Consider the following 19935-nt stretch of genomic DNA (forward strand, 5'->3'; position numbering starts at 1 on the left):
TGTGCATTATTTTTTTGTAATGGAAGGAAAACAAAAGAATATGTGTAATATTTTTTTGTGATTGATTATACCGCAAAAAAGGAACCCGCTCCGGAGTCTCCCCCGGATCAGGTTCCCTGATTTTTTTCTATATTGTTTTTCTCTTATTTCACATACCCGATAAACGTATTCCCACTTCCGTTTACCATCGTTTCCATATCATTTACACTAACTGTATGTTCCTCCCCGTTATCCGGGTCGATATAAGTGACATCGGTCGTGCTGTACCCTGTCAGGAGGATCGCATGGCTCTGGTCTGTCATTGCAATCACGGGGATTCCCTTGTTGATGACATAGAGTACCTGATCCAGCGTACAGCCTGTAAGGTTCACTTTTGTGGCCTTGTATTTTTCCATCTGCTTAACACACGCCTCGAAGGAACTCTCGCCATCAGCCTTCTTGAAGCTCTCTGTGTCCGTATAATATACCAGGTCCCGGTTTCCTTTTTCCCAAATATAGGACTGCTGGGCCGAGATTACGACGCCGGAAACCTGTTCCGCTTTCTGGATTGCATAGGATGCCTTGTCATATATCTCTACCAGCTCACCCATTCCATATACATAATACTTATCGGATTTGGTCTTTCCGTCAAATGCGATGGTAATTGGTTCATCCAGCATGACCTGTTTTGGCCTGAGGAGCTTCGGCGACTGGTCCGCAATTCCGTCCGCATAGGTCAGCCTCATCTGCCTTCCCTTTAGGTCGGATGAGTAGGATTCGAGCGTTATATTACTCTCTTTGCGTTCCTCGTTGTTGCTGATATAATCCTGCGCCGTACCTGTATAGGCATCCCCTGACTTCGTTACCCGGTTCAGTGTCACCAGATTTGTCTCGATGAACACATCTGTGATATAAGTCCCCTCAACTGCATACGTTTTGAGAACCTTATCCTTGCTGTTAATGATCTCCAGTTCATACATTGGAAGGACCTCTTCTCCCGCAACGGTTTTCCCCTTATCTGAAGGACGCTGTCTTCCATATATAAAATCATTGACGACAAATCCAAGCGGTCTGATGGATTCCCCTTCCGCCGCCTTAACACTTCGTTCTTTCCCCGTCTTTAAGTTGAGAATTATAATCTCTTTCGCATCCTCGAGTGTGCCGTCCGTCTGATAGGCAAGCAGATGTCCGTCATCGGAAGCCACATACTGCCCTTCCTCAAGGTTCTCTGCCAGAATCTCCTGCTTATTCCTCTCCAGATTTACCTGATACAGCTTTCCACCGGCAAGTACATACAGCATCTGCCTGTCGTGGCTGTAATAAACCATTTTGCCAAGTTCATCCTCTGCAATGGCAAAGGATTTATTGCTCGGGATAAATGCCTTTTCTTCTACCGCATTTTTCTCAATGTCGAAGTAATAGACATCCACACCTACCTCACCCTCGTGGTCGCCCCTGTTCATATAGCCATATACAGCAAACGCAGTACTTCCATTTTCATCCATGCTGATGATCCTGACCGCATGCTGGTCATAACGGCTCCTGACGTCGTGCCCTTCCCTGTTGGCAAAGCTGAACACAAGTGAAAGTTCATCTTCGTCCTTGTTGTAGGTCCACAGGTCCCTTCCCTGTACAAACGATACAATCGTGCCGTCTTTATTCGTCTCATATGAAATATCAGGTGGTGCGATACCGAGAAGGATACCGTTTTCATTCAATACTTTTTTATTCCCGTTAAAGACCTGTTCCATGCTCCGGTTGTAATCCAGCAGATACACTTCATCGCCGCTGTACCTTACACGGAAAAACTCCTTGATATTAAAGGTTTCTACTTCCTCCGCATCCCCGACGCATGTAACCTGGTACACGGCCAGCAGGGAAGTATAGACAGTATTGCTCTCTTTGATGCTCCATTCAACGTCACTGGAAACTTCTGGTCCCAGATTCCCCCAAGTGACATGTGCTGCATCCGAATGTATCGTAACTGTCTGGAAGGTCGTGTTGTCTCCCTCCTCATTCGGTTCCAGATAGACGGAGAGGTCCGCGGCATTTTTTTTGTTAAATGTTTTAGTGTGGAAATCCTCAGCAAATTTGAGACACTGCCCTACCTCCAGTTCGTCTGGTTTAACGATTCTTGTATAGTAATGTACCTCTTTCTTATCCAGTTTTAAAATAACTTTCAGCACTGCCTCTGATACGTTTTCTTTTAAGCTACTGCTTAAGTCTAAAGTGACCGTGCCGTCCGACAGGTCTTTTACCTCTGCCTTCTCATAAACATCATCGCCGTCAAGTGAATAAACTTCATAATGTACTTCCTTTATATCATTCCCGTCATCTTCCAGCGTCATCTTTAACGTGCCATTATTCTCCAGGGGTGTGATCGTATCGCGTATCGCCGTGATGTCCATATCATTTACAAATCCCGCCAGTGTGTTTACATTTTTCCCCTCTACTGTAAATGATACTCTTGGAAGTGTGGGATCACCGAGATCGACCGTCAGATCGTCAGTCCCTCTATTTGTAATCAGGCTGCTGACCAGTACCGCCAGAAAAAATACGGCAGTCAGAACGCCTGCTTTTATCAACCTCTTCTTATTCATCGTTTGTCCCCTTTATATTTAAATACACCCTAGTATTCCATCCAGTGAGTAATTATACACAGACCTATATAGTATACATCCATAGCATCCATTATCATTCGTGATCTGAACACAATAATTTCCCGATTGCGGGGGCTGCATTTAAAAATGCCTCACACTCTGCAATTTCTTTTTGTGCATCCGGGTTTATTTTCCCTGTCTTAACTGCCCTGATCAGGATATTTTTAGGAGTATGCTCCATATCTATGAATTCCAGCACCTGCGTATCATATCCCGCTGCCTCCAGATACTTGGCCCTGAGGCCGTCTGTCACAAGTGCGGCAAACCGCTCCTTCAAAAGTCCGTAGTCCATGACAGGCGCCAGCGTCTCTGACTGAATCTGCCCGTTTAATTCATGCTGGCAGCACGGTACCGACAGGATCACTCTGGCATTCCAGCCGACAGCCTTCGCCAGTGCGTAATCTGTAGCCGTATCACAGGCATGGAGGGTGACGACCATGTCCACATCCTGAACACCGTCATAATCTGCGATATCCCCCACAAGAAATGACAGCTTCTCATACCCATACTTTTCCGCGAGCCTGCTGCATCGCTCTATCACATCTTTTTTCAAATCCAGTCCGATCACCCGGATATCATACTTCTTCAGCTCATGAAGATAATAATACATAGCAAACGTAAGGTAAGACTTCCCGCACCCGAAATCCAGAATCGTCAGCTCTCTCCCCTTCTCCAGCTGGGGCAGGATATCCTCAATAAACTCCAGAAAACGGTTCATCTGCCTGAACTTGTCAGTCCGTGACTTGACCACCCTGCCTTCTTCCGTCATAACGCCCAGGTCCTTCAGAAACGGAACCACAATCCCTTCCGTAAGAATATACCGCTTACTGCGGTTATGCGAAAGCTCCGCCGCCTTTACCTCGCCTGACTGTTTCTTCTTTTGGATCGTAACCTTCCCCTTCTTGCTCACAAGGACCGTATAACTCATATCTCTTGTAGATAACTGCATCTGCCTGAATTCAGACATCGCATTCGTCAGCCGCTCCGCGGCATCCACAGCCTTCAGATTCTCATGAAATGCCTGCGTCTTAGTAAAAGACTCACACTGAAAATAAAGCCCGTCCTTCATCTCAACCGGACGTACCTTAATCTTCAGAACCCCGTCCTTTGTACGGGGATTACTCACCGTCCCCTGTATAAAATCTATATCCAAAATATCATTCAACAATGCTTTAATCGTATCCATACAAAACTCCTCTTCGAAATCCCTTCCGGCTTCCCCCCTATTGTAAAGCAAAACCAGAAATAGCGCAAGAATCAGAATATTCTGTAAATGACGGGCAAAGGGGTCAGACCCCTTTGAAAAAGTGTCTGACCCCTTCGCATTTTTTTCTAGCATTATCTCACTCTTGGGAATTCTATTGTTGCTTTAAACAAATCTCCGTCCAGATATAGTCTGAATTCTCCACCCTGCATCTGTGTCAGGCTCTTTGCGATGGATAATCCGAGCCCGCTGCCTTCTGTACTTCTTGATATGTCACCGCGGATAAATCTTTCTGTCAGCTCATCCGCCGAGATGTTGAGCGGCTGTTCGGATATGTTCTTCAGGGAGAATCTGACATGCTCCTCGTCCACCCACAGGTCCGCATATACCCTTGTTCCCGGCATCGCATACTTTGCTGCATTGTTGTATATATTCTCCAATACTCTCCACATGCGCCGCCCATCGACATGAATCATGGCCGGCCCGTCAGGCAGATTCTGAACAACCTGAAGGTTCTTGGCCTCAAACTTCTCAGCAAACTCCCCTTCTGTCTGGTTGATCATTTCCACAAGGTTTACATCCATAAGCTCCAGCGTGATATTGCCGCTGCTTACCTTGGATGCCTCCACAACATCTTCCGTCAGTGTCTTCAGACGCTGTGCCTTAGTCTCCAGTATATCCAGATATCCCTGTATCTTCGGATCATTAAAGTTTTCCCTTTTGAGCAGGTCAACATAATTTATAATAGATGTTAACGGTGTCTTAATATCATGCGATACATTCGTAATCAGGTCTGTTTTCAGGCGTTCGCTCTTCATGCCCTCTTCCACGGCTCTCTGAAGACCGTTTCCAATATCGTTTACCCTCTCGGCTATATCCAGGTTCTCGCCTCTTAACCGGTCGAGCGGGATCTGGTAATCTACATTTCCAGACGCGATTTCCTTTATACCCTTCTTAATCTGGCTCTTGGCAATCGAACTTTTCACGACAAAATAGAGTGCCACTGCTTCAGAAGCAAGCATCATCATAAAGAACCAGCCGCCGTCATTCATGGCCATTGCAAACCAGTGTAAGAGAATAAATACCGCAAGAAGCAGTACTGCCTTGAAAGTCACGCTCCGGTTACGCCACATTTCCTTCAGGAACCGGCAGACACGCCTAAGCAGGCTGTTTGACCAAAGTGTCTTCGCCTTAATCCTTCGCACCAGACTCAGGAACCCGAACAAAAACCAGAATGTAGTAAATGCCGCCAGAATCCCTGCGAGTATTAAATCAGAAGCCCCCAGGTAATCCCCGTATGTCTGGTAACTTTTGGTTATTACCCCCGTAGCATAGATATCTGATGTGGTTTCGTGTACTGTAGATGCGTAAAATCCGCCCATTGAACTGCCGATAAGCATGGCAGGCACAATCCAGAGGACTATTACTGCACCCGCACCAATCTCTGTCGGCCACTTGTCAAAAGCATTCAGCCGGACTTCCCCGTCCTCCCCGCATCTTCCGGCAATCAGTGTCATCCAGATTAATATGACAAAGAACAGGATCGAACAAAGAATACTTCCAACAGACGCCAGTTTCATATATGGCGCATACGTATTGTAATCCTGTGCGTCTGTGTAAAATGCATCCTGAATCGGGAAATTGGTATCAATTGACGCTGCAAATATACAGTCCGCCTTTTTACTATAGTTATAAGACTTCACCATAGAACGCCATTCATTTGCCGAAATATCCATGTTAGACTCAAACTCCGCCAGTTTTGGCTTGACGATCAGGTACTTGTGATCCGTCCCGGACTTCATCGTTTCCAGATAATCTTTTACATCATCATAGTTCTTAAACTTACTGTTATTTGTATAAACCTTCTTTTCATTTTCATCCACAAACATATATGTGAAATTCGTATTGCCCTCTTCCCATGTATCCCCGGAATAAAGATACCGGTCCACCTGATATGACAGGGAGTTGAGAATGTTCTGAAGGTATCCATATACTCTGGAAAGCTTGCCGTTCAGCTCCGGTGTGTTATTCACCGCCTCCAGTATATTCGCGGCCCCTACAGGGGTATATTTCTCTTTCAGGGCATTATTAAACGTCCAGCAGTCCGTATACTCCGTGTCACCATTTTCACTCTTTATATCAATGGTATCATAATAACCGGAAGTATAATTGCCCCGTTCCAGCTCACTTAAAAACTGGTCCTGAGTCGAATTTTCAAGTTCAATCTTAAGCTTTCCATCCTCCAGCAGCGATTTAAACTCACTCATATAATAATAATGATAGGTCCCATCGGGCTTTTCACAGACAACAACATTCGCATCATCATAATCCGAACCATCATCTATATATTCGTTGCTCCAGTTTACGAGGTCCTCCAGCTCATAGACAAGACCGTTCTCCCCCTCCCCGGTAATCCTTCCGTTCTTGGCCAGATCCACGATGTCAACCAGCTTATTAGGGTTATACTTTCCGTCCGACTCAAAATTGTTCTTCATGGCGATGCCTTCCATGACCTCCCACGTGGCATCATAAACCATATTCTTAAAACTTGAAGATTCTTCATAAGGCCTGCCGGAAGTTTTCAGGAAGTTCTCACTCCCCAGGCTCCCCGAAAAAGACAGTATGATAACCATACTCAGGACAGCAAAAACAGCCGTGATATGTGCAAGCAGAAGAAGAATACCTTTCGTCACCGGCTTTTTATACCAGTTCTTCATAATACTCCTTTCTAGAGTTTTTCTATCTTATATCCCACGCCCCAGACCACCTTCAGATATCTGGGTTCCTTGGGGTTGATCTCAATTTTCTCACGAATATGGCGGATATGCACGGCGACCGTATTATCTGCCCCGATCGCATCCTCATTCCAGATAGACTCATAGATCTGGTCAATAGAAAAAACTCTCCCCTGATTTTTCATTAATAATAATAAAATGTTGTACTCAATCGGCGTCAGCTTCACAACTTCCCCATCCACGGTAACTTCCTTCAAATCATCATTAATAGCAAGGCCGCCAACCTCATATACCTTCTCAGACTTCTCCTTCACGGTTCCTCCGAGCTGGGTATATCTGCGCAGCTGAGATTTGACCCTCGCTACAAGTTCCAGTGGATTGAATGGTTTCGTTACATAATCATCAGCACCGACATTCAGTCCCAGAATCTTATCCGCATCTTCTGATTTTGCAGACAGGATAATAATTGGGATACTGTTGTTTTCACGTATTTTAAGGGTGGCTCTGATACCGTCCAGTTTCGGCATCATGACGTCCAGCACAAGCAGATGGACGTTCTCCGTCTCCAGAAGCTTAAGCGCCTCTGCACCGTCATATGCCTTCATCACATGATAGCCTTCCTGACTTAAATATATCTCGATTGCTTCTACGATTTCCTTATCATCATCACAAACTAAAATATTATACATTTTTCATCACCTCCCTTACAGTATACATGATATCTGAGATTTTTTAAGACCCATTGGGGAAAATCTTATGAAATTCTTAAATTAAAGGGATGCTTGCAAAATAGAGATATGACAGCAGAAACCATAAGGGGCGGTTTTAAAGGATTCCTTATGTTTTGACCTTTTATAATTATGAGATTATAAAATGCTATTAGTATTTTATTAGTGTCACAGATGCCCATAAAGCGCATCCATCTCGACCTCGCTCTTCCAATTCCTCCGGAAATACTCCACCTCACCTATCCTATATTTCAGGTGCAGCTTATTCTTTGTAGGTTATGTAAGAGTTTATTTGTTTTTCCAGAAGATTTAAAAGGCCCTCCTGATGTTAGCCACACTACTACAAAAGATGGAGTGGAAGTTACTTCTGTGAATACTGCCAATAAAATTTCACAAGAACTCGTGAAACATTATGTTCAACTATATGATAAGGAAAAAGAAGAAGCAGATGGAACTTCTTTGGAAGAATAAAGATAAGCCATTTGTGGACACTATTCTGATCTTTACCGACGGCTAGGTGTATTATAGTCATCGGCTCTCTTTTTAAGTATAATATAAACAATACCTTAACGTTCTTCATAATTCATTCAAATTTCATACATAAATTGTTAATTTATCTCTCACATAACTAACACATTTATCCTGTAAAGTATTAACTATCAAAGGACAATAACCTTTTTAAATATAGATTTTCTTTTTCATAACTTTTTCAAGGCTGGAAGCAATTCCAGCCACTCCTTTTTTACCCTATTCTTCTTTTAATATCTTCTGTACAACGGCCTTCGTCTTTGGAAGCCAGAACTGTACGAGCGGTCCCGTCAGGAAAACCGCAACAATCGTTCCTACACCTACCGTACCTCCCAACACAAATCCAAGCACTACGAAAAACAGATCACAGCCAACCCTGACCCACCGAAACTCTACCGACTGGATCTTATCCGATAGTATGATAGCCACCAGGTCATTCGGCCCGGTCCCTGCATTGCTGTTAATTACAATAGACATGCCTGCGGATAAAATCACGCAGCCTGCTATCATACTTACTGCACGGATTACCATTGACGCGTCTGCATTAATATAAGGGTGGAACATCCATGTGAACAGATCGATAATAGGACCGCCGCAGAACGCACACACTACCGTACCCGGCTTTACATATCCCTTTGTTGTCAACAACATAACCACCATCAGGATGCACAATATAATGACATGCACTGTTCCGACTGTCAGATGCACCGTCCTTGACAGCCCCTGAATAAAAACAGTAAACGTATCTGTCCCCAATTCTGAGAGCAGAAAAAGAGTGACGCCCAGATGTGCTATAATCAGTCCTGTCAGCAGAATCACCAGCGCCTTTGCCCATCCCTTCGCATCTCGTTTCGAAGTATCCGATGCAAACTGTTCTTTTTTCTTCTCACTTGTTTTTTCCATACCATAATTCCCCCGGGATTTTCACATATTATATTCTAATGCATACTCAATAAGAACATTATATCTGTCTCTGCTCTATTATTCAATTAAAAAATCTATCCCCCAGATCAATCCCTGCATGGTTATTATCCTTACAGCATCATTGCTTATATGAACGATTTTACTGTTTCTTACATATAATGAAATGATAATATTCCCATATCTAATATGGCAAAGGAGTTTTTATGAATATAAAAGGCCTCGACGTCAGTGAATTTCAGGGGACTATCGACTGGGAACAGGTGAAAGCCGCCGGTTATCAGTTTGCCATGCTCCGCGCCGGCTACGGCTTTGGCACTCTGGACCAACAGTTTAAAAGAAATGCCGCTGAATGCAACAGGATCGGTCTCCCGATCGGTGTATACTGGTTCTGCTACGCAGTAAGTCCGGAAACAGCCCGTCAGGAAGCAGACGGCTGTATTAACGCAATTTCTTCATACAGGCTGGATTATCCGGTCTGCTACGATATAGAACAGGCAACCGTTAATTATGCTGCCGAAAATGGAGTCACACTGACAAAAAATCTTGCAACACAATTTATCCGGAGCTTTTGCAACAGAGTAGAAGAACTTGGATATTTCGCCATGTTCTACAGTAACCGCAACTTTTTAAATAATTATGTATCTGAAGATCTTTCCAGCCGGTATGCACTCTGGTATGCTTATTACAACAGCCAGTTTGACAGCACCGGATGCGGGATGTGGCAGTATACGGATCAGGGGAGTGTCCCTGGAATCGGAGGGAACGTTGATCTGGATACATCGTTTGTGGATTATTCTTCTGTGATTCAGAAAGCCGGCCTGAATCATCTGGACGGCAGTAAGCCAGCGCCCACACCAACGCCTCCTGCACAAAACTATATCACTTACGTAATCCAGCCGGGCGATACTTTAAGCGGCATTGCACAGCGTTACGGAACAACCTACCAAACACTCGCAACACTCAACGGCATCACGAATCCGAATCTGATCTATGCCGGCCAGACAATCCGCGTTCCAGAGGATGGAGCCCCTGCTGCTCGCTATTATACAATCCAGCCCGGAGATACACTGAGCGGAATCGCCCTGAAATTCGGAACAACCGTCAGCGCACTGCAGCGGCTGAACGGCATAAGCAATCCGAACCTGATTTATGCCGGAAATACAATCCGGATTTCATGATTTTATAATTTCATAATAATTTTTCGATTTCTTTTATAGAACCGACACACTTTATGCACATTTACCTTATATACTAATACCTAGATAGTTGATAAACAACTATCTCCCCCCTCATAAAGTAGACATCTTGGGGTAACCCGGATGTCGCACTTTACTCTCATTCCTTTAGATAACTATAAAAACAACGAAGCCCTCGCAGCCGATACTGCGGGGGTTTTCGCGGTCCCCTGATAGTATAAAATGGCGTGTCGGCTCAAAGTCCATTTTATTCAAACCATGCGTTAAGAGTAATGTTATCTTCCTTGTATACGTTTCTCCTTTCAAATCGGGACAAATAAATATAACACTTTATAAACAAGTTAAATTAGAGGAAGCCCGGAAACCGGGCTTCACGGCATTTTATATCCTATCCAGCTGCGGGTAAAAGACTACATGATAATTATGCAGATAAATGTTAGATATGTAAACCAATACGAATATGTTTTTGCGTATACTTTATACGCTAATTAATAATATTTTAGACTTTCATAATATTTTTCTATTTCTTTTTATAAATATGACACACTTTATGCACATTTATCTTATATACTAATACTCAGATAGTTGATAAACAACTATCTCCCCCCTCATAAAGTAGACATCTTGGGGTGACCCGGATGTCGCACTTTACTCTCATTCCTTTAGATAACTATAAAAACACCGAAACCCGTTAGCCGGAAGGTTAGCGGGTTTTCGCTGTCCATGCCCCTTTGTAAAATCTGCCTTAATACTGTCTGTTATTTGCTTCTTGGCACTTTATGTATGACTGCCCAGTTCGGTCAAAAACAAGGGCAGTTATTTTTAATGATTCCGCATTCCCCTCTTACAGGCTGAATTCAAACGGAACTGCCGGTATTCCGGCCTTATTATATAAGTTTACCTGATACCAGGGTGTTTGCGCAAATTTTACGCTCACCCCCTCTTCTAAAGGATTCCCCATCCGTATGATCAGTTGATCTCCCTCTGTATAAACAGAATATTCCTGTTCTGTCCCTTCAGAAATAATCTGCAGCGCATTCAGGTGACCGCCTTTAATTTCCAATCCTCCCTCTGCATGTTCAAATGTGACTGCCACGCCATCTGGATTTCGTTTAATTGATACTGCCCTCGGTGCATCGCATAAAATTTCTTCACCATATACATGTCCACGGGCAAGCAGTGCAAGCCTTTGTCCCACCGTTTTTTTATCTTTTGGATGGATATCTTTTTCTTCCCCCACATCGGAAATCGAACACAAATATGTATGCTCTACAGAATCTGCCACAGCCTCCTGACATCTGCGAATAATTGGGTAATGATTTTCTTCTGTGTTCATCAGCCAGCAGTCATAACCCGGAAGCTGAACGATCAGGAACGGAAGCGCCTCATCCCCCCACAGCCTGCGCCAGTCTGAAATTAAGCCCGACAGCATATCTTTATACAGTACATTGAGTCCTGGAACATCATCACTTTCGCCCTGGTACCATAAGAAGCCTTTGATGGTATATGGCACAATTGACTTCAGCATATGCTCATAGAGACTGCCCGGTATCGCCTGCGGCTGTAATATATTTGCATATTCTTCAAAATTATCTTTGATATGACTGAAAAACTCCACCAGTTCTTCTTCTGTTGGGGTTCTCGGCATCATAAACTCCCCAAATACATCTGCAAAAGGATTTCCCTTATCGTTCATTTGGTTCCCATGCTGATTCTCCCAATATACCTCCATGTCCATAGATGCTGTTCTAGTTTCATACTCCTGCATCCACGGTTCTCCGACCTTTCTTACTGTTTCCGGATTCATCCACGAGCAGGAGGCTGTACCACCCCAATTACAGCCGATGATTCCTACAGGCACATTCAATTTTTCCTTCAATGCCTTCTGAAAATAATATCCGACTGCACTAAAATAATCCAGATTCTCCGGATTGGCCTTTCTCCAGATTCCCTGCCTGCTGTAGTCAAACTCTTCCAATTGCCCGTCATAGCATACCTCGGGTACATCATAAAAGCGAATATCCGGGTCTGTGCAGTCTTTCACTTCTTCCTTCTTATGCTTTTCATAGCGCATCAGGAACTCCATGTTGGATTGCCCTCCTGCCACCCACACCTCACCAACTGCTACCTGTTCGAATATAATTTTATGACTGTCAGACTTTATGATAAGTTCTTCACTTACCGAAGCATCCAACGGCGGGAGATCAACACTCCAGGTTCCATCTGCTTCTGTTACTGTCTGTCCTGTTCTTCCCTGAATCTGTACGCCTATTGTCTCTCCCGGGTTTCCGGTTCCCCATACCGCGAGACATTTCCCTCTCTGCAGAATCATACCACTCTGAAAAATCACTGCTGCCTGTAACATCATTTTCCTCCTTTATCGCAACCATTATCTGTCAGTTAATTGAATTAACACTATGTTAACTCTATTTTTCAGAATATACAAGTAGGCATATTATACAAATATATTTTTCTAAATTATACACATTTGCTAATCCAATTTGAAGCTGTTATAATGATTAAAGATTAAGAACAGCTTTTTAATAAGCAAAAGCTTTCCGTTAAAAGGAGCAGTATATTATGGATAAAGCAGCATATTTCGAACAAATGCGCCGGAAACGCAGAACAGAAATCCTGTATGAAGCGCGTGAAATGATCCTGAATCAGGGAATTTCCGATTTCAATATTCAGCAGCTGGCACGTAATCTGGATATCTCCACTGTAACACTCTACAAATATTTCAAAAACAGTGACGATATCATGATCGCAATTAAAGAGCAGATCGTACATAATAATATGAATCAGGCAGATTTTCTTCCTTCATCCATTTCAGATACGAGCGGTCTGGATTCATTTCTTCTGCTGCTTCGTAATTTTTATGCGAAAGCACTCAGCCAGAGAGATGATGTCACACTGCTCCTATTGTTTAATGTCCATATGCGCAGCAATCCATCCGCTGAAAAGCAGGACAGTTCTTTTCAGACTTTATTTGATAAATTTGAAGATAAGATGAGGGATATGCTAGGCAGGGCCGTAGAAGATGGAAGTGTAAAGCCCGGTCTTGATATAGATGAGGCCATACAGTTCATTTCCCGTATGAATCTGTCCATGCTTAATTATATCGGGCTGTTAAGTGCAGAAGATTATGCAAAGGAAGAATCGGCGCTGCAAAAACAAATCAGCCAGCTGATCCATATGTTTTCACTTTATCTGACGGCATTATAATTTGATTTTAAGAATTTCATAATAATCTTTCGATTTCTTTAATAGTTATAACATACTTTCGTCACATTTTACTTTTATACTAGTACTCAGATAGTTGATAAACAACTATCTCCCCCCTCATAAAGTAAAGACATCTTGGGGAGACCCAAGATGTCGCACTTTACTCTCATTCCTTTAGATAACTATAATAACAACGAAGCCCTCGCAGCCGATACTGCGGGGGTTTTCGTGGTCATTACGATTTTATTTTCCCACAGATCTCATATTATCCAATAACGTTGCACTTTCATATGCCTTACCGAGAAATTCTTCTATTGATAGGTTTTCATATCCCCAGTTCATTGGTTCTAAGGCAGTCGCTCCCTTATATCCGGTCGAAGCTATTTTTCCCATAACATCCGGCCAATCAATCTTCCCATCAAACGGCAGCTGATGCTGTCCTATCTCTCCACCATTGTCATGTAAATGCAGTGCCATCAAACGATCCCCATATATTCCCGGCAAATTAACTTCGTGCTCATAATTAGCATGATGGCAGCTGTCATAGCAGAATCCTATTTTAGTGGACTTAATGGAATTCAGTACGCGTCCCACATTTTCAACATTGTTTAGATTTTCCATAGCGACATTAATATCATACTTTTCCGCTTTTTCAGCAATCCTCTTAATTCTGTCCATCCCCAATTCGTTTACAGGGAATTTGTTATCGGGCAGATGAACAACCATCGTAGGAATTTCGAATTCCGCACAGTCTTTGATGCATTGCAAATAGCAGTGTAACAAATCTATCCCGTCTAAATTATCAAGTGAAAGTTTATCCTGATTCTGGACAGGTGTGTGGATATTTTCTATAAACAGCCCTGCCTTCCTTGCAAGTTCCACCCCCTCCTGATAATCGGCACCACGTCCGAAGCCGTCACTCCACCACAATAAAACTCCATCAAATCCTGCTTTTTTTATAAGTATGTATCTCTCTTTTGCAGAAACATTATATCCGAACCAGTCATATATACACAGCATATCTCATAAGCCTCCATGAACCTTCATTTGTTATCCTGTACGCATTATATCATTGGCTAATATGAATGTCACTCAGTACCTGGAAACATATTCCTTTAAAATTGCGTAAAGTAAATATGCAAGCCATCCCCTCCTCGAGACGACTTGCATATTTGGGCATCTCCGGACCGTATTCCGCCGCCAGATCCTCTTTGCTATAGCTTCAGGATTATTTACTAAACCTGTCTCATTTTCACGTCAAATGCTTCTTTCCGTGCATTATGATCCTGATTCTGATTTTCCGGCTTTTTCTTTTCCGTAATGCTGTTAAATTCATTTCTGTTTTCCTGACGGTTCTGCTCTTCCTGCTGTTTCTTATTCATCTGCCTGTTCACCTCTTAAACTGTATATTTTAAACGCTGTTCAAATACCCTCAAGATACTTGCTGTAAAAAATCTACGCATATTTAGTATACACATGGCTCCGGATTCTATCCTTATTTTAATAATATAAAAAGAGAACAAACCTTTCAGTCTGTCCTCTCTCACATATCTCAATTATATCTCTTTTTAATATTACAGAATTAAGATGATATTTTACTTTCCAGCCATTCATACAGATCCTGATAGACCTGCTTTCTGTCTGTCTCATTCAGAAGTTCATGCCTGTCGCCTGAGTACAGCCGCAGTGTCACATCCTTGATTCCTGCTGCCCTATACTGCTCATATATCTTTCTTACGCCCTTTCCAAAATTCCCGACCGGATCCTCAGAACCAGCTGCAATCAAAATCGGAAGCGTCTTTGGAATCATATAGACACTCTCTTTTTTCTGCATCTGGAGCATTCCATTAAACATATGGTAATAGGCATTCACTGTAAACACAAATGAACAAAGCGGGTCGGCCACATACGCATCCAGCTTCTCGGAATCACTGGTCACCCAGTCAGCCCTCGTTCTGGCTGGCTTAAAACTTTTATTGTAGCTTCCGATTGCCATGCCGTCAATAAACTTGCTACGATAATGCCATCCTTTGAATGCCGCCACAATCCGGCAGAGTCGCTTTCCAAAACGGAGCGTCGCCCGCTTCTGATCGGCCACAACGCCAATCACAATAGCTCCACTTAATCCGTTTCCATACATCTGTATATACTGCCGCAGCAGAGAAGATCCCATGCTGTGTCCCAGCATAAAATATGGAACATCAGGATACTTTTTCAAAGTCTTCTGACGAAGTGTGTGCATGTCACCAAGCACGCAGGCATTACCATATTTTTCATTAAAGAATCCATATTCCGTTTTACTCTGGACAGACTTCCCATGCCCCAGATGGTCGTTGCCAACCACATAATATCCCTGCCGGCACAGAAAATCCGCAAATTCATCGTAACGGTTAATATATTCAACCATTCCATGACTAAGCTGCAGAACCGCTTTTACTTCGCCTTCTGGCTTCCATTCAATTGTATGAATCTCTGTATTACCATCCTTTGATGGGAAGTAAAACTCATCTTTCATCGTTATCCTCTACCTGTCCTCTAATTTTATGTAATCACGGTAAGGTGCGAGCGGCTTATATGCCGGACGGATGATCTTATCCACATTCTTAAGCTCTTCCAGTCTGTGTGCACTCCAGCCAACAATACGCGCTGCTGCAAAAATTGGAGTATACAGTGCCGGGGGAAGATCCAGCATGCTGTAAACAAGACCGCTGTAGAAATCCACATTGGCATTAACGCCCTTGTACATCTTGCGTTTTTCGCTGATGATCTCAGGTGCCATATGCTCTACCTTTTCATAAAGCGCATATTCTTCCTCGTAACCCTTCTCTGTTGCAAGCTGCTTTACAAACTTCTTGAATATATCAGCTCTCGGGTCGGATACTGAGTAAATAGCATGGCCCATACCATAAATAAGACCCTTCTGGTCAAATGCTTTCTTATCCAGCAGGTCAGTCAGATACTGGCGAATCTGGTCTTCATCTTTCCAGTCAGTCAGTCTCTGCTTCATATCATCAAACATCTGGGTTACTTTCACATTCGCACCACCGTGCTTAGGTCCTTTCAGGGACGCCATCGCCGCGGCAATCGTTGAATATGTATCTGTTCCAGAAGATGTTACAACATGGGTTGTAAACGTAGAGTTGTTACCACCGCCGTGATCCATATGGAGCACAAGGGCCATATCCAGAATTCTAGCTTCCAGTTCCGTATATTTCCGGTCCTCACGAAGCATCATCAGAATATTCTCTGCTGTGGATAACTCCGGATAAGGCGCATAAATATACAGGTCTTCACCCCTTCTGTAATTATATGCATGATATCCATAAACCATTAACATTGGAAACTGGCTGATCAGATTCAGAGACTGACGGAGCACATTCGCTATAGAAGTATCATCCGCCTTTTCGTCGTAGGTATAAAGATTCAATATACAGCGGGAAATCATATTCATCATATCTTTGCTCGGAGCCTTCATGATAACATCCCGTACAAAATTAGGAGGAAGCATCCTGCGCTCCGCAATCATTCCCTGGAACTCATCCAGCTGCTGCTTATTCGGAAGACTGCCGAATAAAAGCAGATATGCCGTCTCTTCGAATCCCGGATGCTTCGCCTCCAGAAATCCTTTTACCAGATCTTTGATATTATAACCGCGATAATAGAGATTTCCTGCACAAGGAACTTCTTTTCCATCTACGATCTTTGTCGCACACACATCTGAGATATTCGTCAGTCCTGCCAGTACACCCTTACCATTTAAATCACGCAGGCCTCTTTTTACCTCATACTTCGTGTAAAGCTCTTTTTCAATTGCATTGTTCTCCTCACATATCCGGGCTAATTCCTCAATCTTTGGAGTGTTTTCAAAAAAGATGTTGTCAATGTCTTTAGGTACTCTTGCCATAAAACCTCTCCCTTCCTCTTATCATAATCACTTGTGTCATTTCTTTATTATACTAAAAAAGCGGGTTTTATACAATGAAATGAGTATTAAATATTTATGAACTGCCTAAAAAGAAAGAAATCTCCAAAAAGGTACAGGGCATTTCTCGTTTTGGGACACCACAAAACCCAATTTGGGACGTAGCCTTTTTACACTTTACTACGTCCCAAATAATTGCTTAATGTGGCGAATTCTTCTAGTGTCAGTGCCTCCCCCCGCACGCTTGCTCCTTTCCCCAGGCTGTCTATCGCTGCCTCTACCTGTTCTTTTGTGTAATCCAGCTCCGGCGAGTTTTTTAATCCGTTTGCCAGTGTCTTTCTCCTCTGATTGAATGATGCACGTATTATTTTAAACATCAGTTTTTCATCATCGACCTGTACCGGCGGGTTCTCGTATCTCTCCAGACGAATGACCGCTGAGCCCACTTTCGGTCTGGGCATGAAGCAGTTCGGGGGTACATTTGCCACGATATAGGGCTTTGCGTAATACTGAACGGCAAGGGACAGTGCGCCGTAATCCTTGGTCCCCGGCCCTACCTGCATACGCTCTGCTACTTCTTTCTGTACCATGACTGTAATGCTTTTTACAGGAACATGGTTCTCGAAAAGTCCCATGATGATGGGGGTCGTAATGTAGTACGGCAGGTTTGCAACCACCTTGATTGGCCTGCCCCCGTTTTCACGCTGGGCGAGTCCAGCTACATCAACTTTCAAGATATCCTCATTGAGCACTGTTACGTTCTCAAATCCCTCCAGTGTGTCCTCCAGTATAGGGATCAGTGCCTTATCGATCTCTACTGCTATGACCTTCCCGGCTGCCTGTGCAAGATACTGGGTCATTGTCCCGATTCCCGGTCCGATTTCCAGAACCATATCATCTGATGTAATCTCCGCCGAGCGGATGATCTTATCCAGCACATGTGTATCTATCAAAAAATTCTGTCCGAATTTTTTCTGAAACATAAAATTATACTTCTGCAAAACTGCAATTGTGTTCTGCGGATTGCCTAATGTCGGCTCCTTCATAAGTTCCTCCCTGCTTTTAAGCATTTTATTTCTTCCTAACCAGTATAATATATTTTACCTATCCGCACAACGTAAAATATGCTTCTCAAACGGCCGCACACAATCATGCAGACAGTCAGCACTCCAGCTCACTTATAAAAATTTCATTAAAATCCTGCAGCTGGTCATACATAATTCCGTGTCCGCTGTTCTCCAGTGTAAACAGCCGGCTTCCGCAGATTGTCTCGTGCTGGATCTGTGCCAGGTCGTTTGACACCACCTCGTCCTTTGCCCCGTGGATAATTACTGTCGGAACCTTTACATAACACAGGTCATCCCGGCCGTCCTCATCCCGCAGGGAAACCGCCGTCCCGATAGTCCCGACCGCAGATGCCGACATAGCAATCTCCCAGAACCAGAGCAAAATACATTTACTCTGCGGACTCGCAAAGAGCTGGTTGCTGAACGACTCCGCGAACTTCGCCCTGTCTGTCTCTATCTGGCAGATGAGTCCGTCAACGTATTCTTTTGTCAGACCGTAAGGGAATCCCGGCCGCTGTGTCCAGCATGGCGCGGCCGCGGCAAAGAGGAACAGCTTCTTCACCCCATATCCTCTGAATAAACGCATGTATCTAAGTACAATTGCCCCGCCCATCGAGAAGCCGGCCAGATTGAAGGACCATAGGCGCAGCCGCTTCACTACCTGAAAAATATCCGTGGCCATCTGGTCATAACTGTAGCCGCACCCCGGTGCATCCGACTGGCCGAAGCCCCTTAAATCCAGTGCCACAACCCGGTAGCCCCTGCGCACCAGAAGCGGAATCTGATACTCATAAATCTTATGGGACAGCGGCCATCCGTGAACCAGCAGCACGGTCTCCTTCCCGCCGCAGTTATAATCATAAACAGCTATTTTTACCCCATCCGTAGAATTCACATAAAACATAATCTCACACATCCCGGTCATATTCTTTTTAGTATATGCCGGATCAGGTTTATGGTTCCATATGGTACAGCCGTCTCGCGTTTTCCTCTGTCGTTTTCACAACCTCCTCATAAGTCACACCCTTTAAGGAGGCAATCTCCTCCGCCACATACGTCAGATTCAGCGAAGAATTCCTTTTGCCCCTGTTCGGTACAGGCGCCAGATACGGACAGTCCGTTTCAAGTACAAGGGATTCCAACGGCGTATCCACGACCACTTCTTTTAACTTTCTGGAATTTTTAAACGTAACCACGCCTCCGATGCCAATGTAAAACCCTCTTTTCACATACTCCCTTGCCAGTTCCACCGAATAGGAAAAGCAATGGATCACTCCGTCCAGCCCCTCTGCGTGTTCCTTCATAATCTCAAACGTATCGGCGGCCGCATCTCTGCTGTGTATAATGACCGGCATTCCAAGTTCTCTTGCCAGATCAAGCTGGCGTATAAACCATGCTTTCTGAATTTCATGGCTTTCATTATCCCAGTAATAATCCAGACCGATCTCCCCAACTGCCACAAACTTTTCTTCCTGCAAAATCTCTTTCAGACGTGAAAACTTTTCTTCATCCAATTCCCCCACATCGTCCGGATGTACGCCGGCCGCCCCGTATATGAAGGGGTACTTCCCAACAAGTGTCCGGATATCCTCCCATGACGCTACATCCGAACCGACATTCACAATCGTTCCTACGCCGCCGTCATGTACCGCCCCCAGCAGTTCGTCCCTGTCCTCATGAAACTGTTCATCATCATAATGAGCATGCGTATCAAATATCATCTGTTATGCCTCCTGTATCACTTCATTCTGTCTTAATCCACACTTA

At 43.9% G+C, this 19935-nt stretch carries 15 protein-coding genes; 2 read left to right on the forward strand and 13 right to left on the reverse strand.

Translation table 11 applies throughout. The features are described from left to right. Positions 1-143: 143 nt before the first annotated feature. From ABIN22_RS16960 to ABIN22_RS16980, 5 genes are all read right to left on the reverse strand, one after another. Positions 144-2579 (reverse strand): C39 family peptidase, encoded by a 2436-nt coding sequence (locus ABIN22_RS16960; RefSeq protein ID WP_346910109.1) that lies wholly within the window; start codon positions 2577-2579, stop codon positions 144-146. Between the two features lie 94 nt (positions 2580-2673). After that, positions 2674-3825, reverse strand: coding sequence for a class I SAM-dependent methyltransferase (locus ABIN22_RS16965; protein WP_346910111.1), 1152 nt, complete (start codon positions 3823-3825; stop codon positions 2674-2676). 152 nt (positions 3826-3977) lie between these two features. After that, positions 3978-6560, reverse strand: a complete 2583-nt coding sequence (locus ABIN22_RS16970; RefSeq protein ID WP_346910113.1) for a sensor histidine kinase — start codon at positions 6558-6560, stop codon at positions 3978-3980. A gap of 11 nt (positions 6561-6571) precedes the next feature. After that, entirely contained in the window at positions 6572-7267 is a 696-nt protein-coding gene (locus ABIN22_RS16975) for a response regulator transcription factor (RefSeq protein ID WP_109730829.1), read from the reverse strand. Positions 7268-8053: 786 nt separating this feature from the next. Beyond that, the gene (locus tag ABIN22_RS16980) at positions 8054-8737 is read right to left on the reverse strand and encodes a YczE/YyaS/YitT family protein (protein ID WP_118622510.1); all 684 of its coding nucleotides are present in this window, start codon (positions 8735-8737) and stop codon (positions 8054-8056) included. A gap of 224 nt (positions 8738-8961) precedes the next feature. Here ABIN22_RS16980 and ABIN22_RS16985 point away from each other — a divergent pair, with 224 nt between their 5' ends. After that, the gene (locus tag ABIN22_RS16985; protein WP_346910116.1) at positions 8962-9936 is read left to right on the forward strand and encodes a LysM peptidoglycan-binding domain-containing protein; all 975 of its coding nucleotides are present in this window, start codon (positions 8962-8964) and stop codon (positions 9934-9936) included. Positions 9937-10798: 862 nt separating this feature from the next. Here the strand turns inward: ABIN22_RS16985 and ABIN22_RS16990 are convergent. Beyond that, entirely contained in the window at positions 10799-12322 is a 1524-nt protein-coding gene (locus ABIN22_RS16990) for a sialate O-acetylesterase (RefSeq protein WP_346910118.1), read from the reverse strand. 212 nt (positions 12323-12534) lie between these two features. On the opposite strand from ABIN22_RS16990, the gene ABIN22_RS16995 reads away from it, so the two are divergent. Next, entirely contained in the window at positions 12535-13179 is a 645-nt protein-coding gene (locus tag ABIN22_RS16995) for a TetR/AcrR family transcriptional regulator (RefSeq protein ID WP_346910120.1), read from the forward strand. 243 nt (positions 13180-13422) lie between these two features. Here the strand turns inward: ABIN22_RS16995 and ABIN22_RS17000 are convergent, their stop codons facing one another. The 7 genes from ABIN22_RS17000 to ABIN22_RS17030 all read right to left on the reverse strand — a co-directional run bounded on the left by ABIN22_RS17000 (position 13423) and on the right by ABIN22_RS17030 (position 19889). After that, entirely contained in the window at positions 13423-14199 is a 777-nt protein-coding gene (locus ABIN22_RS17000) for a sugar phosphate isomerase/epimerase family protein (protein WP_346910122.1), read from the reverse strand. Between the two features lie 215 nt (positions 14200-14414). After that, complete coding sequence (locus tag ABIN22_RS17005; RefSeq protein WP_182440815.1) at positions 14415-14561, reverse strand: hypothetical protein; 147 nt, start codon at positions 14559-14561, stop codon at positions 14415-14417. 200 nt (positions 14562-14761) lie between these two features. After that, positions 14762-15694: an alpha/beta fold hydrolase gene (locus ABIN22_RS17010; RefSeq protein ID WP_109730834.1), complete on the reverse strand. Its 933-nt coding sequence runs from the start codon at positions 15692-15694 to the stop codon at positions 14762-14764. Positions 15695-15703: 9 nt separating this feature from the next. Then, positions 15704-17083 carry a citrate/2-methylcitrate synthase gene (locus ABIN22_RS17015; protein ID WP_118622520.1) on the reverse strand — a complete coding sequence of 460 codons (1380 nt, stop codon included), beginning with the start codon at positions 17081-17083 and terminating at the stop codon, positions 15704-15706. A 188-nt stretch (positions 17084-17271) separates the two neighbouring features. Then, positions 17272-18147 carry a 16S rRNA (adenine(1518)-N(6)/adenine(1519)-N(6))-dimethyltransferase RsmA gene (gene rsmA / locus ABIN22_RS17020; RefSeq protein WP_118622571.1) on the reverse strand — a complete coding sequence of 292 codons (876 nt, stop codon included), beginning with the start codon at positions 18145-18147 and terminating at the stop codon, positions 17272-17274. A gap of 115 nt (positions 18148-18262) precedes the next feature. Beyond that, positions 18263-19072 (reverse strand): alpha/beta fold hydrolase, encoded by an 810-nt coding sequence (locus ABIN22_RS17025; protein WP_109730836.1) that lies wholly within the window; start codon positions 19070-19072, stop codon positions 18263-18265. 49 nt (positions 19073-19121) lie between these two features. Next, a complete protein-coding gene (locus ABIN22_RS17030) occupies positions 19122-19889 on the reverse strand; it encodes a TatD family hydrolase (RefSeq protein WP_346910125.1) in 768 nt (255 codons plus the stop codon). Between the last annotated feature and the right edge of the window lie 46 nt (positions 19890-19935).

The organism is Faecalicatena orotica, from assembly GCF_905197545.1.
GTDB lineage: Bacteria > Bacillota > Clostridia > Lachnospirales > Lachnospiraceae > Faecalicatena_A > Faecalicatena_A orotica.

Bases quoted from the DNA above. Each gene is read 5' to 3' on its own strand.
- ABIN22_RS16965 (WP_346910111.1), bottom strand. From the start codon at position 3,825: ATGGATACGATTAAAGCATTGTTGAATGATATTTTGGATATAGATTTT.
- ABIN22_RS17030 (WP_346910125.1), bottom strand. From the start codon at position 19,889: ATGATATTTGATACGCATGCTCATTATGATGATGAACAGTTTCATGAG.
- ABIN22_RS17005 (WP_182440815.1), bottom strand. From the start codon at position 14,561: ATGAATAAGAAACAGCAGGAAGAGCAGAACCGTCAGGAAAACAGAAAT.
- ABIN22_RS16985 (WP_346910116.1), top strand. From the start codon at position 8,962: ATGAATATAAAAGGCCTCGACGTCAGTGAATTTCAGGGGACTATCGAC.
- ABIN22_RS16970 (WP_346910113.1), bottom strand. From the start codon at position 6,560: ATGAAGAACTGGTATAAAAAGCCGGTGACGAAAGGTATTCTTCTTCTG.
- ABIN22_RS16980 (WP_118622510.1), bottom strand. From the start codon at position 8,737: ATGGAAAAAACAAGTGAGAAGAAAAAAGAACAGTTTGCATCGGATACT.
- ABIN22_RS16960 (WP_346910109.1), bottom strand. From the start codon at position 2,579: ATGAATAAGAAGAGGTTGATAAAAGCAGGCGTTCTGACTGCCGTATTT.
- ABIN22_RS16975 (WP_109730829.1), bottom strand. From the start codon at position 7,267: ATGTATAATATTTTAGTTTGTGATGATGATAAGGAAATCGTAGAAGCA.
- ABIN22_RS16990 (WP_346910118.1), bottom strand. From the start codon at position 12,322: ATGATGTTACAGGCAGCAGTGATTTTTCAGAGTGGTATGATTCTGCAG.
- rsmA (WP_118622571.1), bottom strand. From the start codon at position 18,147: ATGAAGGAGCCGACATTAGGCAATCCGCAGAACACAATTGCAGTTTTG.
- ABIN22_RS16995 (WP_346910120.1), top strand. From the start codon at position 12,535: ATGGATAAAGCAGCATATTTCGAACAAATGCGCCGGAAACGCAGAACA.
- ABIN22_RS17010 (WP_109730834.1), bottom strand. From the start codon at position 15,694: ATGAAAGATGAGTTTTACTTCCCATCAAAGGATGGTAATACAGAGATT.
- ABIN22_RS17000 (WP_346910122.1), bottom strand. From the start codon at position 14,199: ATGCTGTGTATATATGACTGGTTCGGATATAATGTTTCTGCAAAAGAG.
- ABIN22_RS17015 (WP_118622520.1), bottom strand. From the start codon at position 17,083: ATGGCAAGAGTACCTAAAGACATTGACAACATCTTTTTTGAAAACACT.
- ABIN22_RS17025 (WP_109730836.1), bottom strand. From the start codon at position 19,072: ATGTTTTATGTGAATTCTACGGATGGGGTAAAAATAGCTGTTTATGAT.